Consider the following 15,665-nt stretch of genomic DNA (forward strand, 5'->3'; position numbering starts at 1 on the left):
GTGACAGGGGTCGGACGGGGACGCCGAGTTCCCGAGGGGTCCGACCCCGCATTTAACGGGTTACACCGTGGTTACTCCAGGTTTTTCAGTACCGTCGTCAGCTTGCCGAACAATTCATCGATGTGTTTTTTCTCCAGCACCAGCGGTGGCGACAAGGCGATCGTGTCGCCCGTCGTGCGTATCAGGATGCCGTCGGCGAAGGCTTGCTTGAAGGCCGTGAACGCGCGCGCGCCAGGTTTGCCCGCGATCGGCGCCAGCTCGATGCCGGCGATCAGGCCGATGGTGCGGATGTCGATCACGTGCGGCAGGCCCTTGAGCGAGTGCACGGCGTCGGCCCAGTACTCGGCGATGCCGGCCGCGTGCTCGAGGATCTTCTGTTCCTTGAACACTTCCAGGGTCGCCAGCGCCGCCGCGCAGGCCACCGGGTGGCCCGAATAGGTGTAGCCGTGGAAAAGCTCGATGCCCGCCGGCGCGTCCATGAAGGCGTCGTGGATGTACTGTTTGCTGAACACCGCGCCCATCGGAATGACGCCGTTGGTCAAGCCCTTGGCGGTGGTCATCATGTCCGGTTCGACGTCGAAGTAGTCCGCCGCGAACGGCGTGGTCAAACGCCCGAAGCCGGTGATCACCTCGTCGAAGATCAGCAGGATGCCGTGCTTGGTGCACAACTCGCGCAGGCGCTTCAGGTAGCCCTTGGGCGGTATCAGCACGCCGGTCGATCCCGCCACCGGTTCGACGATGACGGCGGCGATGGTCGAGGCGTCGTGCAGCGCGACGATGCGTTCCAGTTCGTCGGCCAGCTCGGTGCCGTATTCCGGCTCGCCGCGCGTGTAGGCGTTCTTTTCCAGGTTGTGCGTGTGCGGCAGGTGGTCGACGCCGGGCAGCATCACGCCGTACGGCTTGCGGTTGCCGGCGATGCCGCCGACCGAGATGCCGCCGAAGCCGACGCCGTGGTAACCGCGCTCGCGGCCGATCAAGCGGGTGCGGCCGGCCTCTCCGCGCGCCTTGTGGTACGCCAGCGCGATCTTGAGCGCGGTGTCGACCGCCTCCGAGCCGGAGTTGGTGTAGAAGACGTGGCCGAAGCGGTGGTTGGTGTAGTCCATCAGCTTTTCGGCCAGGTCGAAGGCGGCCGGGTGGCCCATCTGGAAGGTCGGCGCGAAATCGAGCTGGCCGACCATCTCGCGCACGGCGGCGACGATCTTCGGCTGCGCGTGGCCGCACGGGACGCACCACAGGCCCGCCGTGCCATCGAGGATGGCGTTGCCGTCGACGTCCTTGTAGTACATGCCCTCGGCCGACACCAGCAGGCGCGGGTTGGTTTTGTAGTCGCGGTTATTGGTGAACGGCATCCAGAAGGACGCCATCGATTCCGGTCGTGTTTCGTTCATGCATATCTCCAGTGACGCCAAGCGGATTTTTTGACGAACCGTAAAAAAATTTACCAGTTGGCAAAATGATGATGCAATAATAGACAGCGCTACAACTATGGCACAGATACACAAATATCAAAACTGTCCAACCGTATCGGTGGCGAAAACAGTACAGTTTTGCTTTGCGTTGCCTTTGGAGTCAAGGATGGAACCAGCGAATTCCGCGATCGATCAACCGGACTGCCCACCCGCCGCGGCGGGCTGGCCCGTCGTCGCCATAGAGCGCGGCGGCAAGGGCGGCCTGGTGGACCAGATCGTCTCGGCGATCAGCGCGATGGTGGGCGCGCGGGAGTTGCGCATCGGCACCAAAATGCCTTCGGTGCGGCAATTCGCCAAGTGTAATGGCGTCAGCACCTTTACAGTTGTCGAAGCCTACGACCGCCTCGTCACCCTGGGGCTGCTGTCCTCGCGCCGCGGTTCCGGCTACTTCGTGGCGCGCCAGGACGTGCCGGCGGCGCTGGCGCCGATGGCCGGCGAGGCCACGCCCACCGCCATCGACGCCCTCACCGCCCACCTGTACTCCGGCATGTCGGACGCGCTGGCGGTGGGCGCCGGCTGGCTGCCGCCGGAGTGGTATGGCGAGGACACCATCCTCGACGCCGTGCGCCACGCCATGCGCATCCCGGCCACCCGGCTGCGCGGCTACGGCCATCCGCTCGGCTTCCCGACGCTGCGCCAGCACCTCGCCGCCAGCCTGTCCGAGCACCTGTTCCCGGTGGAGCCGGAGCAGATCCTGCTCACCCACGGCGCCACCCACGCCTTCGATCTGATACTGCGCACGCTCACCAAGCCGGGCGACGCCGTCTTCGTCGAGGACCCGGGCTACAGCAATCTGCTGTCGCTGATCCGCCACCACGGCTGCATCGCGGTCGGCATCCCGCGCGGCGACCAGGGACTGGACTTCGACGCCCTGGCCAGGCAGGCCGCGCTCACCCAGCCCAAGATCATGTTCGTCAACACGGTGCTGCAAAACCCGCTCGGCACCTCGCTCAGCGCGGCCCACGCCCACCGCCTGCTCGGCCTGGCCGAGCAGTTCGACTTCTGGCTGGTGGAGGACGACATCTACCGCGAGCTGGCGCCGCGCGGCGAAGCGTCGCTGGCGGCGATGGACGGCCTGCGGCGGGTGATCCGCGTCGGCAGTTTCTCCAAGACGCTGTCGCCGGTGCTGCGGGTCGGATCGATCTGCGCCTCGTCCTCGCTGCTGCCGGAGCTGGTGCGGGTGAAGATGCTGGCCGGGCTGACCACCTCCGAGATCAACGAGCGCGCCGTCTACCACGCCATCAGCGCGCGGCCCTACAAGCGCATGGTCGACAAATTGATCGCCCAACTGGAGGCGGGCCGCGAGCGCACCATCGACAGCCTGCGCGGCGCCGGCCTGACGCCGCTGGCCAAGCCGCGCGGCGGCATGTTCGTCAGCGCCGGGTGGACGCAGACCCCGAGCGCCGACTGGAATGGCCAGATCATCGCCGACCAGGCGCTCAAGTCGGGCATCCTGCTGTCGCCGTGCGATTTCTTCATGCTGCGCCGGCCGGAGACGGTCTGGTTCCGCTTCAACGTCGCCTACACCGACCATCCGCAACTCCTGACCTTCCTGAGACGAATATGTCGACAGCCAAACTGACCGCAGCGCCGGTGCCGAAGATCAAACGGCGCGTCCTGAACCGCGACAAGCTCGAAGCCGAAATCGCCGCCGAGGCGGTGCGGGTGTTCGCCGAATGCGGCTACGAGGGCACCTCGATCGCCACCGTGGCGGAGAACGCGGGTCTGTCGAAGCAGAACCTGATGTACTACTTCCCCACCAAGCAGTCGCTGTATCAGCGCGTGCTCGACGAGGTGCTGGACGAATGGCTGGAACGGATGGAGAACCTGGCCGCCGAGGACCAGGACCCGCGCGAAGTGCTGCGCACCTACGTGCAGGCCAAGCTGAAGTTCTCGCGCGAGCAGCCGTGGGCGTCGCGCGTGTACGCGATGGAGGTGATCAGCGGCGCGCAGTTGTACGGCGCGCAGATCCAGAGCCGCGTGGTGCCGCTGCTGCGCAAGGATATCGAGGTGTTTGAAAAGTGGATCAGCGCCGGCAAGATCGCGCCGGTCAACGCCACCCACCTGCTGTTCGCGATCTGGGCGATGACGCAGTCGTACGCCGACTTCTCGGCCCAGATGGCGCTGGTGCTGAACCGCAAGCAGCTGACCAAAAAAGACTTCGACGACGCCGAGCGGGTCATCGTCGACATGGTGCTGGCGGCGGTCAGCGTGCCGGCGGCGCCATTGAACGCCGGCTGATCCCGCCGGCATCGGCGCGGCGACCAACCAAAAGGACTGGGCAAAAAAAACGCCACCTCGAAGGTGGCGTTTGCGTGCCGCAGGCGGCGAATTACGCTTGGGCGCCCTTGCGGCGGCGCACCATGAAGCCCAGCAGGCCCAGGCCGGCCACCATCATCGCGTAGGTTTCCGCTTCCGGCACGGCGCCGGCGAAGTTGTTGATGTGGATCTCGGCGCGCGAATCCAGGTTGTTGACGTAGACGCCGCCTTCGATGTTGGCGTTGTTGATCAAGTTGGAGTTGACGGCCAGGATCGAGCCGCCGAACTGGGCGTTGATGGTCAGGTCGGTGGCGTTGTAGAAGTTCCAGATCACTTTCTTGCCGGCATCGATCGCGCTGCCAGCGAGGAAGTTATCGTTGATCACGCCCGAGGTGATACCGCTGTTCATGTAGACCGAGGTGGCGCCGTTGAAATTGAAGGCGAATTCGTGCACCAGGTTCTGGTTGAACAGCGTGCTTTCGATGTCGGTCAGGTCGAACACGGCCACGCCCAGGTTGTTGACCTTGGCATTGAAGGTGGCCTTGCCCGCTTCAATGACGACTTTGCTGCCGGTCGACTGGTAGGTCTTCATCTGGTTCGACACGGCGGTCAGGATCTTGCCCATGTCGGTCGACGTGGCGGCGGTCGAGTTGGTGGCCTGGACGCTGCCGGCCGGCACGGTGTTCAGCTTGCTCACATTGACGTTGCCGCCGTTGGTGTTGCCCTGGATGTACACGCTGCCGTTGCCGTTGTAGCTGGTGTTGACGGAGTTGCCGTAGATGGCGCTGCTGCCGTTGTTGACGATCGAGTTGAAGATGTTACCGTAGACCACGGCGCCCTTGTCGGTCACCTGGGTGCCGCTCATCGCAGCCTGGCCGGACTTGACGTTGACGCCCTTGACGGTCACGGCGGCGTAGTTGGACGCCTTGATGTCGTTCGGGTGCATGCCCAGCACGGCGCCGTTGCCCTGAATCGAGCCGGTCACGTAGGTGCGGCCGTCGACGTGCGACGTCGATTTCATATCGCCCAGCGTCACGACGTTGAATTGATCAAAAATCTGTTGCTGGTTCAGCGAGCCGGCTTGGGCGGGAGCGGCGAGGATGGCGGCGGCGGTGGCCAGCGCGCTCAGTGCGAAATAACGGGACATTAAATTTCCTTATCGTAAGAATAAATGCCGCCACGGCGGCACGCGGGTTACCAGAGATCAATTCAGTTGCATGGAGTATACCATCACTTATTGCCAATAACACATATATTTTTGATTTTTCACAACAATTTTACGTTGACATATGTGACATGTTTGATTTTGGTTAGCAACAGTTGGTCAAAACTATGCCGCCTCCGGCCCCCCGGCCGTGGCGCGCCGCCGTTCATCCCCGGGTAGCGCAGGCCAATCCGCTCAAACCGCAGTTGATCGCAATCCGCACCGGCGCCGCCGCCCTTTTGCTACAGTGTCTACACCGCAACACACCGATGGAGACACGCCATGCGCACCCCGACCAAACAATCCCTGTCCGCCCTGCTCGACGAGATTTTCGCCGCCTGCACGCACATGCTGCGCCGCGCCGCGCGCCTGATCGGCACCATGTCGCCGTCCGCGCTGCTGGGCGCGGCGCTGGCGCTGGCGCTGATCCTGGCCATCCTGCCGATGGCGATCGTGCTGTTTGCCGCGTTCATGCTGATCAAGCTCGCGGTGCTCGGCTGCGTGCTGGCGCGGCGCCGCCACCGGCACCGCAAGGAGCGCCTGCAATGAGAAAAACGCGGCTGGCCAAGGCCGGCTACGACAACGCCAAAAGCCTGCTCCACATCGTGCGCGAGATCGGCGAAACGGCGGCCAGCCTGTGGTGGCGCTTCTTCGACTGGCTGGCCCAGGTCGAGTGGCGCAAGCTGATCATCATCTGGCTGCTGCTGCTGATCCTCGGCCTGACGCCGTTCGGCCTGCCCAAGCAGACGGCCGGCTTCATCCTGCTGTCGCTGGGCCTGAAGGTACTGGCCGGCGGCAAGCGCAAGGCCGAACTGGAGGCGCGCGACGCCACCAGCCACGCCGACGAGGAAGGCCTGGAGCGGCGGCTGGTCGAGGCCCGCATGGCCGCGCTGCAGGCGCAGGTCGAGCCGCATTTTTTGTTCAACACCCTGGCGCTGATCGGCCAGTTGATCGAGACCGACCCGCCGCAAGCGGCGCGCATCCATCAGAACCTGATCGACTACCTGCGCGCCACGCTGCCGCAGATGCGCGCCAAGGGCGCCGGCACGCTGGGGCGGCAGATCGAGATGTCGCGCGCCTACCTGGCCATCATGCAGGCGCGCATGCGCGCGCGGCTGGCCGTCTCGGTCGATGTGCCGGACCACATGCTCAGCGCCACCTTCCCCGTGATGATGCTGCAGATCCTGATCGAGAACGCCATCAAGCACGGCCTGGAACCGAAGATCGACGGCGGCCGCATCGACATCCGCGCCAACGTCGACGGCCAGATGCTGCAGGTCGACGTCATCGACGACGGCATCGGCTTCAACGTCCACGCCGGCGACGGCGTGGGGCTGGCGAACGTGCGCGAACGCCTGCGCATCCTGTACGGCCAGCGCGCGCAGCTGGTGATCGAGGCGCCGCTGACGGGCGGCACGCGCGCCAGCATCCGGGTTCCGTATGCACCCGATATTTTCGCCGGAGGTGTCAAATAATGCGGCAGGACCCATCCCCCGGAACCGGCGGCGATCGCCGCGCCACCGCGCTGATCGCCGACGACGAGGAACCGATGCGCCAGCAACTGCGCAGCCGCCTGCGCGAGGCCTGGCCGGGACTCGACATCGTTGCCGAGGCGGCCAACGGCATCGAGGCCGTGGCGCTGGCGGGCCTGCACCAGCCGGACATCGTCTTCCTCGACATCCGCATGCCGGGACTGTCCGGCATCGAGGCGGCGCGCATGCTGTTCAACCGCTGCCACCTGGTGTTCGTGACGGCCTACGACCAATACGCGATCGAGGCGTTCGAACAGGGCGCGCTCGATTACCTGCTCAAGCCGGCCGGCGGCGAACGGCTCAAGACCACCTGCGCGCGGCTGCAAACGCTGATCGGCCGCCAGCCGTCCAACATCGAACGCCAACTGAGTATGCTGCTCTCGGCCCAAAGCGGGCCGGGATCGCCGGCCACGGCCAAGCCGGCATACCTGCGCTGGATACAGGCGCAGATCGGCGCCAACCTGCGCATGATCAGCACGCGCGAAGTGCTGTTCTTCCGCGCCGACGAAAAATACACCCGCGTCCAGACCGAGCAGGCGGAGGTATTGATACGCAAGACCTTGAAGGAACTGGCCGACGAGCTCGACCCGGACGAGTTCTGGCGCATCCACCGCTCGACCCTGGTGCGCGTGGACGCCATCGAGGGCGTCACGCGCGACCTGCGCGGCCGGCAGATGGTCAAGATCCGCAATTTCACCGAGCAGCTGGAGGTCAGCCGGGGCAACACCCACCTGTTCCAGCAAATGTGAGTGAATTCTGATTTTCGCCTGACCGCTATCAAGATATACTGGCCTTTCCCGGTCTGTTCGCATCAGCACGGCGAACGGACCGCGCGGAAAATCGATCGAATCTGTTCCATTGACAGACCCGGGAGAAAAGAATGTCCAGCATACCCAAGCCTACCTTGTGCGCCGTCGTCCCCTGCATACGCTACCGCGACGCGCCAGCCGCGATCGAATGGCTGTGCGACACCTTCGGCTTCGAACCGCAACTGGTCGTCCCCAACGACGACGGCAGCATCGCCCACGCCCAGCTGTCGTTCGGCAGCAGCATGATCATGCTCGGCTCCGTGTTCGACACCGAATACGGCCGGCTGGTGAAGCAGCCCGCCGAAATCGGCCACTTCGTCACCCAAAGCACCTACCTGGTCGTCAACAACGCCGATCTGGTGTACGGCCGCGCGCTGGAAGCGGGCGCCAAAATCCTGTTGGATATCAAGGATGAAGATTACGGCGGCCGGGGCTTCACATGCAGCGACCCCGAAGGCCACGTGTGGAGCATCGGCACCTACGATCCGCAGGGCTGAGCGCCGCCGCGCGCTCGCGTTCAGGGCTGGGCGATGGCGTCGATCAGCGCCCGGTCGGCGACCTGGGTCGGCGCGATGCGGATGATGTCGCTGTAGAGCGGCGGCAGCGCGGCGCAGATGGCGGCCAGCTCCGCCTGCGCGATGGCCGGCGCGACGTACTGCAACTGCGCCGGATTGTTGGCCGGCAGCGGCCCTTCCATCGTCGAGCCATAGGCCCCGAGATCCATTAAGCTGGCCGCGCCGGCGTCCGGCCCCCGGGCGAAAACAAAGGTGCCGTCCTTCGGGTGGCCAAGGTGGCGGCGCACCTCGTCCTGCCGTTCCGGCGTGGCCCCCGCCATCAGCTTGTAGCGCAGCTGCGCGTAGGCGCGCGTGGTTTCCATGAAGGCGCTGCGGATGCCCGATTGCGTCAGCCTGCCCGGCATGCACAGCAGCAGATTGCCGAACGAATCGAGCAGCGCGACCGCGTCGCCCGCGCCGCCATGTTCGCGGTCGCGCGTCATCGCTTGCCGCAGGAAAGGCGCCAGGCCGGCGTCCGGCGCATGCGGCGCGCAGCGATACGCCAGCGCGTCCGGATAGACCTGCTTCAAGGCGCGCGTGATGGCGTGGCCGGGCGCCAGCGTGGCGGGATCGCGCAATTGCTCCTGTGGCGGATCGGTGCGGAACAAGCGCATCACCTCGTCGGAGGTGGCCTCGAACACCAGCGCGCACAAGGCCTGCGTCGGTTCGGCGATGGTCTTGCCGATGAAGAAGGACTTGGGCGTGGCGCCGGAGGCAGCGCGCGCATACAGCGACGAACCAAGTATCGCCGGATAGCTGAAGGTGGACGCGGCCCGCGCGCGCAGCGCCTCCGGCAGCGCGTGGAAGACGGCGGCGGTGTCGTGGTTGATGCCGGCCTGGCGGTCCGGCGCGGCCACCACCACGTTGAAACCGCCCGCCAGGATCGCGCCCGCGCACATGCAGCACGGGTCGAGCGAGGTGACGATGGTGATGTCCTGCGGCGGCGGCAGGTCGCGGCCCTTGGCGCGTTCGGCGTAGTACCAGTCGATCAACTGGCGCTCGCCGTGGGCGGTGGGGTCGAACACCAAACCCTGCTTGACGACGTTGTTGTGCAGCGACTGCAGCACGTTGCCGTGCTGGTCGAGCATCAGGCCGCCGACGCCGAACGTCCCCTGCGTCTTGGCGGCGATCGCCTCGGCCGCCGCGATCGCCACGGCCGCCTGCACATCGATCGTCTTCTTGAAGGCCAAGTGCTTACTTCTTCTTGAGGTCTGCGCTGCCGAAGCCGTTGGGCAGTTGCGCCGCCGCCGTGGTCTCGAAGATATCGCCTTTGAGGTTGGTCAGCAGCACGGGCAGCTCGTCGCCGCCCAGCTCCAGGATCACCTGGCGGCAGGCGCCGCATGGAGCGATCGGACCGTCGGTCTCGCCGATGACGACCAACTGGTCGAAATCGCCGGGCTTGTAGCCGTGCGCGAAGGCGCTGAAGAACGCGGTGCGCTCGGCGCAGTTGCACAAACCGTAGGCGGCGTTTTCCACGTTACAGCCGTGGAAAACCTTGCCGTCGTTGGTCAGCAGCGCCGCGCCGACCTTGAAGTTGGAATAAGGCGTGTAGGCTTTCAGCCGCGCGGCGGCGGCTTCGGCGATCAGTTCCGTTTTATTCATGACGTTCCCCGATTATGGACGGATAGTGCGGTAGACAACCGGGTTGGCCGCCGGCGCGCTGTCGCCGATCTGGTAGGCTGCCTGGATCTCGCGCACGGCCTGCTCGGCCGCTTCCTGCGTACGCGCGTGCACCATCGCCAGCGGCTGGCCCGCTTCGATCTTGTCGCCCAGGCCTGCCAGTGCCGTCAGGCCGACGGCGAAGTCGATCGGATCGGCGGCGCGGCGACGGCCGCCGCCCAGGCTCACCACCGCCAGGCCGATGCCGCGGCAATCGGTGGTCGACGCGTAACCGGACTTCAACGACGGCACCGGCACCACGATCGGCGCTTTTTCCAGATGCTTGTCCGGATTTTCCATCAGGTCGGCCGGGCCGCCCAGCGCCACCACCATGCGCGCGAAGCGCTCGGCGGCGGAACCGTTGTCCAGGCACGCCTGCAGCTTGGCGCGCGCCTCGGTTTCGTTTTGCGCCAGCTTACCCAGCACCAGCATCTCGGCGCACAGCGCCATCGTCACCTCATGCAGGCGCGCCGGGCGGGACACGCCGGTCAGGTAATCCATCGCGCCGCGCACTTCCAGCGCGTTGCCGGCGTAGGGCGCCAGCGATTCGTTCATGTCGGTCAGGATGGCCGAGGTCATCATGCCGGCGCCGTTGCCGACCTTGACGATGCTGTCGGCCAGTTCGACCGACTTGTCGTAGGTCGGCATGAAGGCGCCGCTACCCGCCTTGACGTCCATGACCAGCGCGTCCAGGCCGGCCGACAGCTTCTTCGACAGGATCGAGCCGGTGATCATCGCCACCGATTCCACGGTGGCGGTGACATCGCGCACGCCGTAGAAGATCTTGTCCGACGGCGCCAGCGACGAGGTCTGGCCGATGATGGCCACGCCGACTTCCTTGACGACCTTGCGGAACAGGGTGTTGTCCGGCACGGTGGTGTAGCCGGGGATGGAATCGAACTTGTCGAGCGTGCCGCCGGTATGGCCCAGGCCACGGCCGGAGATCATCGGCACGAAGCCGCCGCAGGCCGCGATCATGGGGCCGAGCAGCAGCGAGACGACATCGCCGACGCCGCCGGTGGAATGTTTGTCGACCACGGGACCGGGCAGGTCGAGCGAGCGCCAGTCCAGCACTTCGCCGGAATCGCGCATGGCCAGAGTGAAGGCGACGCGTTCGTCCATGGTCATATCGTTAAAGAACACGGCCATGGCCAGCGCCGCGATCTGGCCTTCGGTCACGCGATTGCTGGTGATGCCGCCGACGAAGAACTGGATCTCTTCGGCGCTAAGTACGCCGCCGTCACGCTTTTTGCGTATGATCTCTTGAGGTAAAAACATGCGATTCTCCGCGTTGATTATTGGGTATTAAGAAGGAAGGCGCACACCACGCATGCGCCGTCGACGGCTTACAAAATGGCGGATTACGGCGTTCCGCCTAATCCGCCCTACGTGTAAAACGGCGATATGCAAATGCCGCGACCCCACGGAACCACGGAACCACGGATCCACGGATCCACGTAGGGCGGATTAGCGAAGCGTAATCCGCCATGCACGCGCCGCCAGCGGCTCGGTTAAACGCCGTAAGGTATCCAGATATTCTTGACTTGCGAGGCGTGCGCCAGCACCGCGCGGCCGCCGCTTTGGGCGGTACTATACCAGTCGCGCCCTTTCGCGCCGCCGACCCAGGTGCGCTTGAGCGAACCGGCCGACAGCCGCTCCACCTCGGCGCAACCCTCGGCCGAACCGTCATGGCGCCACACCGCGTCGATATCCGAATGCGTCGCCAAGGTGCGCGCCAATTCATCGGCCGAGCCGGTGACGATATTGACCACGCCCCCCGGCAGATCCGACGTATCGAACACCTGATACAAATCGGTGGCCGACAGCGGATGCGCTTCCGACGGCACCACCACCACGCGGTTACCCAGCGCGATGGCCGGCGCCACCAGCGAAATAAAGCCCAGCAGCGGCGCCTCGTTCGGGCACACGATGCCGATCACACCAACCGGCTCGTTCAACGCCACGGTCACGCCATGCATGGGCGGCTGATGCGCCAGGCCGTCGTACTTGTCGGCCCATGCCGCGTAATAGAACAGACGCTCGATCGACGCCTGCACTTCCTTCTCGGCGTTCTTGGTGCCGGTCATCGCGGCGATGCGGGCGGCGAATTCCTCGCCGCGCGCCGCCAGGTTCTCGGCGATGTAGTACAGCACCTGCGCGCGGTTGTGCGAAGTCGCCTTCGCCCAGCCGCCGGCCTTGTGCGCCGCTTCCACCGCGTTGCGGATGTCCTTGCGGCCGCCCTCGCCCACTTCGGCGATGAAGGCGCCATCGGCGCTGTGCACCGGACGGCTGTAGGCGCCATCGGGGCGCGCCTGTTTGCCGCCGATGTACATCTTGGCGGTGCGGTCGATCGCGAATGCGCCGGCGCCGGCCGCTGGAGCGGCCTGCTTGGCCTTCGGCTTCGCCTCGATCAGCGGCGCGGCCGGACGCGCGTCCTCCGACAGCGCGGTCATGTACTCGTACATGCCCTCGCGTCCGCCTTCGCGACCGAAGCCCGATTCGCGGTAACCGCCAAAGCCGCAAGCGGCATCGAACTGGTTGGCGGTGTTAATCCACACCACGCCGGCCTTGATCTGCGGCGCGACGTCCAGCGCCAGCGAGATATTCTCGGTCCACACGCAGGCGGCCAGGCCGTAGACGGTGTTGTTCGCCAGCTGCACGGCTTCGGGCGGCGTGCGGAAGCTCATCGCCACCAGCACCGGGCCGAAGATTTCGGCCTGCGCCACGGCGGCGGAAGTCGACGCGCCGGTGATCAGGGTCGGCGGATACCACGAGCCGTTGGCCGGGATTTCGCACTGCGGCTGATACACCTCGCAACCTTCGGCGCGGGCCGATTCCACCAGGCCGGCGATACGCTGCCGCTGCACCGGATCGACCAGCGCGCCGATGTCGATCGACTTGTCCAGCGGCGAACCGAGGGTCAGCTTGTCCATGCGGGCGCGCAGCTTGGCTAGGAATTTTTCCTGCACCGATTCCTGCACCAGCAGGCGCGAACCGGCGCAGCAAACCTGGCCCTGGTTGAACCAGATCGAATCGACCAGGCCTTCGACCGCGCCATCCAGATCGGCGTCGTCGAAGACGATGAACGGCGACTTGCCGCCCAACTCCAGCGACAGCTTCTTGCCGCTGCCGGCGGTGGCCACGCGGATCAGGCGACCGACCTCGGTCGAACCGGTGAACGCGATCTTGTCGATGCCCGCGTGGTTGACGATCGCCTCGCCGACACGGCCGTCGCCGGTGACGATGTTGACCACACCGGCCGGCACGCCGGCCTGCACGCAGATCTCGGCGAACAGCATCGCCGTCAGCGACGTGAATTCGGCCGGCTTGAAGACGATGGTGTTACCGGCGGCCATGGCCGGCGCGATTTTCCACGACAGCATCAGCAGCGGGAAATTCCACGGCACGATCTGGCCCACCACGCCCACGGCGCGGTAGTCGGCGAATTCCTCGGCCTGCAGTTGCGCCCAGCCGGCGTGATAGTAGAAGTGGCGCGCGGCCAGCGGCAGATCGACGTCGCGCGTTTCGCGGATGGTCTTGCCGTTGTCCAGCGTCTCGAGCACCGCGAACAGGCGCGCGTGCTTTTGCAGCAGGCGCGCCAGCGAGTACATGACCTTGGCGCGGCCGTGGCCACCCAGGGCCTGCCAGCCCGGCTGCGCGCGGCGCGCCGCTTCGACCGCGCGGTCGACGTCGGCGCCGGTGGCCTGCGTCAGGTCGGCCAGCTTGCCGGCATCGGCCGGATTGGTCGACGCGAACAGTTCGCCCGGCTCGCTCCACGCGTTGTCGATGAACAGGCCGAAGGTGCGGCCATGCTGTTCCAGCCACGCTTGCGCTTCTTTTTGGCTTTCGGGTGCTGGGCCGTATTCCATAGTATTCAGTATCTCTTTGATTGATGGCATGACGTGATCCGTGTCCGTATTAGGGTTGTGCGTGGCGGTGAGCGGCCGAGTAGTTCCCGGTCACGTAGTGCTCAAGCTGACGCTCGATGTCGGTCAGCAGGCTCGATGCGCCGATGCGGAACAGGTGCGGCTCGAGCCACTCGTTGCCCAGTTCCTCCTTCATCAGCGTCAGGTACTGCAGCGCGGCCTTGGCCGTGCCCACGCCGCCGGCCGGCTTGTAGCCGATCTTGAAACCGGTCTGCTCGTGGTAGTCGCGGATCGCGCGCACCATCGTCAGCGACACCGGAATCGTCGCGTTGACCGGCTCCTTGCCGGTCGAGGTCTTGATGAAGTCCGCGCCGGCCATCATGCAGACCCACGACGCCTTGGCGACGTTTTCCAGCGTGACCAGTTCACCGGTCGCCAGGATCGCCTTCACATGCGCCTCGCCGCAGGCCTGGCGGTAGGCCACCATCTCGTCGTACAGCGCCTGCCAGTTCCCCGTCAACACGTGCTGGCGGGTGATGACGATGTCGATCTCGCTGGCGCCGGCGGCGACCGACAATTCGATCTCGCGCACCTTGGTTTCCATGCTGGTCAAGCCGGCCGGGAAGCCGGTCGACACGGCGGCGATCGGAAGACGGCCTTGCAGCACCTGCACCGCAGGCTTGATCATCTCGTGGTAGACGCAGACGGCGCCGGTGGCCAGCTTGACGTCCTGCAGGCCCATCGCCTCGACCAGGTCGGCGCGCAGCGGACGCATGGCCTTCATGCACAGGCGCTCGACGCGGCCCGGGGTATCGTCGCCGGACAGCGTGGTCAGGTCGATCAAGCCGATGGCCTTGACCAGCCACGCGGCCTGGTATTCCTTCTTGACGGTGCGGCGGTTGGCCAGGCTGGCGGCGCGGCGGTCGGCCGCGCTCTTGTTGACGTGGATATGGTTGATCCAGCCCAGGTCCAGCGGGACCGCTTGATTGCGTTTGAAATCGTTGATCACGCTCATAACAGATTGCTTCCGTGGGAAAGTGGTTTCACGCCGAGGTGGTGGGCCAGGGTCTGGCCGATGTCGGAGAAGGTTTCGGAGATCGGCAACTGGCGCGCCTGCACGCCCGGACCGAAGAAGATCATCGGAATGTGCTCGCGGGTGTGGTCGGAGCCGGGCCAGGTCGGATCGCAACCATGGTCGGCGGTGATGACCACCAGGTCGCCCTCCTTCAGCTGGGCGATGAATTCCGGCAGGCGCGCGTCCATCTCGTGCAGCGCGTTCGAGTAACCGGTGACGTCGCGGCGGTGGCCGAAGGCCTGGTCGAAGTCGACGAAGTTCACGAACGTCAGCGACTTGTCGCCGGCTTCCTGTTCCACCTTCATCAGCGCGTCGAACAGCGCCATGTTGTCCTTGCCCTTGACCACGCGCGACACGCCCTGGGTCGCGAAGATATCGCTGATCTTGCCGAGGGCGATGACTTCGCCGCCATCGTTCTTCACGTGGTCGAGCAAGGTCGGCGCCGGTGGCGCGACGGCGTAATCGTGACGGTTGGTGGTGCGGGTATAGTTGCCGTTGGCGCCAGTGAACGGACGCGCGATCACGCGGCCGATGTTGTACGGCTCGACCAGTTTGAAGGCGATCTCGCACACTTCGTACAGGCGCTCAAGGCCGAACGACTCCTCGTGCGCGGCGATCTGCAGCACCGAGTCGGCCGAGGTGTAGATGATCGGCATGCCGGTGACGACGTGTTCATCGCCATGCTTGTTGATGATTTCCGTGCCGGACGCGTGGCAGTCGCCCAGGAAGCCCGGCACGCCGGTCAGCTCCCGCAGCTTTTTGGTCAGCTCGCCGGGGAAGGACGGCACCGTCTTCGGGAAGTAGCCCCAGTCGAATTCCACCGGCACGCCGGCGATTTCCCAGTGGCCGGACTGGGTGTCCTTGCCGGTCGAGCGCTCGCGCGCAGCGCCGTAGGCCGCGGTGAAACCGTCGCGCTGGGCGAAGCCCTCGGCCCACTGGCCGCTGGCGGCGTGGGCGGCGGCGGCCAGGCCCAGTTTTTCCATGGTCGGCAGCGACATCGGCTTGCCGCTCTTGGCGGCCCAGGCGGCGATGTGGCCGAAGGTGTTGGCGCCGACGTCGTTATATTTGGCTGCGTCGGGCGTGGCGCCCAGACCGAAGGAGTCCAGCAGCAGGATAAATGCGCGTTTCATTGAGAGCTCCTAAAAAACAAAAAGTGCGGACCGCCAGAGACGAAACCCGCACTGCAAATCTGGGGTCGTACGGGGACGCCGAGTCCCCTTGGGGTACGACCCCGCCCT

The 15,665-nt window shown here is 65.6% G+C and carries 14 protein-coding genes; 6 read left to right on the forward strand and 8 right to left on the reverse strand.

Going from position 1 to position 15,665, the window contains the following annotated elements; translation table 11 throughout:
• Window positions 1-71: 71 nt before the first annotated feature.
• Entirely contained in the window at window positions 72-1,388 is a 1,317-nt protein-coding gene (locus JOD97_RS25175) for an aspartate aminotransferase family protein (protein ID WP_209724698.1), read from the reverse strand.
• A gap of 187 nt (window positions 1,389-1,575) precedes the next feature.
• On the opposite strand from JOD97_RS25175, the gene JOD97_RS25180 reads away from it, so the two are divergent.
• Both JOD97_RS25180 and JOD97_RS25185 read left to right on the forward strand, forming a co-directional pair.
• Window positions 1,576-3,051 (forward strand): PLP-dependent aminotransferase family protein, encoded by a 1,476-nt coding sequence (locus JOD97_RS25180; protein ID WP_209724700.1) that lies wholly within the window; start codon window positions 1,576-1,578, stop codon window positions 3,049-3,051.
• A complete protein-coding gene (locus JOD97_RS25185; RefSeq protein WP_209724702.1) occupies window positions 3,033-3,710 on the forward strand; it encodes a TetR/AcrR family transcriptional regulator in 678 nt (225 codons plus the stop codon). The genes JOD97_RS25180 and JOD97_RS25185 overlap by 19 nt, the downstream gene beginning before the upstream one ends.
• 91 nt (window positions 3,711-3,801) lie before the next feature.
• Here the strand turns inward: JOD97_RS25185 and JOD97_RS25190 are convergent, their stop codons facing one another.
• The gene (locus tag JOD97_RS25190; RefSeq protein WP_209724703.1) at window positions 3,802-4,875 is read right to left on the reverse strand and encodes a choice-of-anchor A family protein; all 1,074 of its coding nucleotides are present in this window, start codon (window positions 4,873-4,875) and stop codon (window positions 3,802-3,804) included.
• A gap of 339 nt (window positions 4,876-5,214) precedes the next feature.
• Here JOD97_RS25190 and JOD97_RS25195 point away from each other — a divergent pair, with 339 nt between their 5' ends.
• From JOD97_RS25195 to JOD97_RS25210, 4 genes are all read left to right on the forward strand, one after another.
• The gene (locus tag JOD97_RS25195; protein WP_209724705.1) at window positions 5,215-5,481 is read left to right on the forward strand and encodes a hypothetical protein; all 267 of its coding nucleotides are present in this window, start codon (window positions 5,215-5,217) and stop codon (window positions 5,479-5,481) included.
• The gene (locus JOD97_RS25200) at window positions 5,478-6,407 is read left to right on the forward strand and encodes a sensor histidine kinase (protein WP_209724707.1); all 930 of its coding nucleotides are present in this window, start codon (window positions 5,478-5,480) and stop codon (window positions 6,405-6,407) included. The genes JOD97_RS25195 and JOD97_RS25200 overlap by 4 nt, the downstream gene beginning before the upstream one ends.
• Window positions 6,407-7,213, forward strand: a complete 807-nt coding sequence (locus JOD97_RS25205) for a LytTR family DNA-binding domain-containing protein (RefSeq protein WP_209724709.1) — start codon at window positions 6,407-6,409, stop codon at window positions 7,211-7,213. Before JOD97_RS25200 ends, JOD97_RS25205 begins: the two co-directional genes overlap by 1 nt.
• 131 nt (window positions 7,214-7,344) lie before the next feature.
• Window positions 7,345-7,770, forward strand: coding sequence for a VOC family protein (locus JOD97_RS25210; RefSeq protein ID WP_209724711.1), 426 nt, complete (start codon window positions 7,345-7,347; stop codon window positions 7,768-7,770).
• A 20-nt stretch (window positions 7,771-7,790) separates the two neighbouring features.
• On the opposite strand, the gene JOD97_RS25215 is transcribed toward JOD97_RS25210, so the two are convergent.
• The 6 genes from JOD97_RS25215 to JOD97_RS25240 form a co-directional block, all read right to left on the reverse strand.
• Window positions 7,791-9,017: a nucleoside deaminase gene (locus JOD97_RS25215; protein ID WP_209724713.1), complete on the reverse strand. Its 1,227-nt coding sequence runs from the start codon at window positions 9,015-9,017 to the stop codon at window positions 7,791-7,793.
• A gap of 4 nt (window positions 9,018-9,021) precedes the next feature.
• Complete coding sequence (locus tag JOD97_RS25220; RefSeq protein ID WP_209724715.1) at window positions 9,022-9,429, reverse strand: cytidine deaminase; 408 nt, start codon at window positions 9,427-9,429, stop codon at window positions 9,022-9,024.
• A gap of 12 nt (window positions 9,430-9,441) precedes the next feature.
• Window positions 9,442-10,764, reverse strand: coding sequence for a thymidine phosphorylase (gene deoA, locus JOD97_RS25225; RefSeq protein ID WP_209724717.1), 1,323 nt, complete (start codon window positions 10,762-10,764; stop codon window positions 9,442-9,444).
• Window positions 10,765-10,997: 233 nt separating this feature from the next.
• Window positions 10,998-13,385 (reverse strand): aldehyde dehydrogenase family protein, encoded by a 2,388-nt coding sequence (locus JOD97_RS25230; protein WP_373999936.1) that lies wholly within the window; start codon window positions 13,383-13,385, stop codon window positions 10,998-11,000.
• A 19-nt stretch (window positions 13,386-13,404) separates the two neighbouring features.
• Window positions 13,405-14,367, reverse strand: a complete 963-nt coding sequence (deoC, locus tag JOD97_RS25235; protein ID WP_209724719.1) for a deoxyribose-phosphate aldolase — start codon at window positions 14,365-14,367, stop codon at window positions 13,405-13,407.
• A complete protein-coding gene (locus tag JOD97_RS25240) occupies window positions 14,364-15,557 on the reverse strand; it encodes a phosphopentomutase (protein WP_209724721.1) in 1,194 nt (397 codons plus the stop codon). Before JOD97_RS25240 ends, deoC begins: the two co-directional genes overlap by 4 nt.
• Between the last annotated feature and the right edge of the window lie 108 nt (window positions 15,558-15,665).

Source organism: Duganella sp. 1411 (genome assembly GCF_017833525.1).
GTDB lineage: Bacteria > Pseudomonadota > Gammaproteobacteria > Burkholderiales > Burkholderiaceae_D > Rugamonas.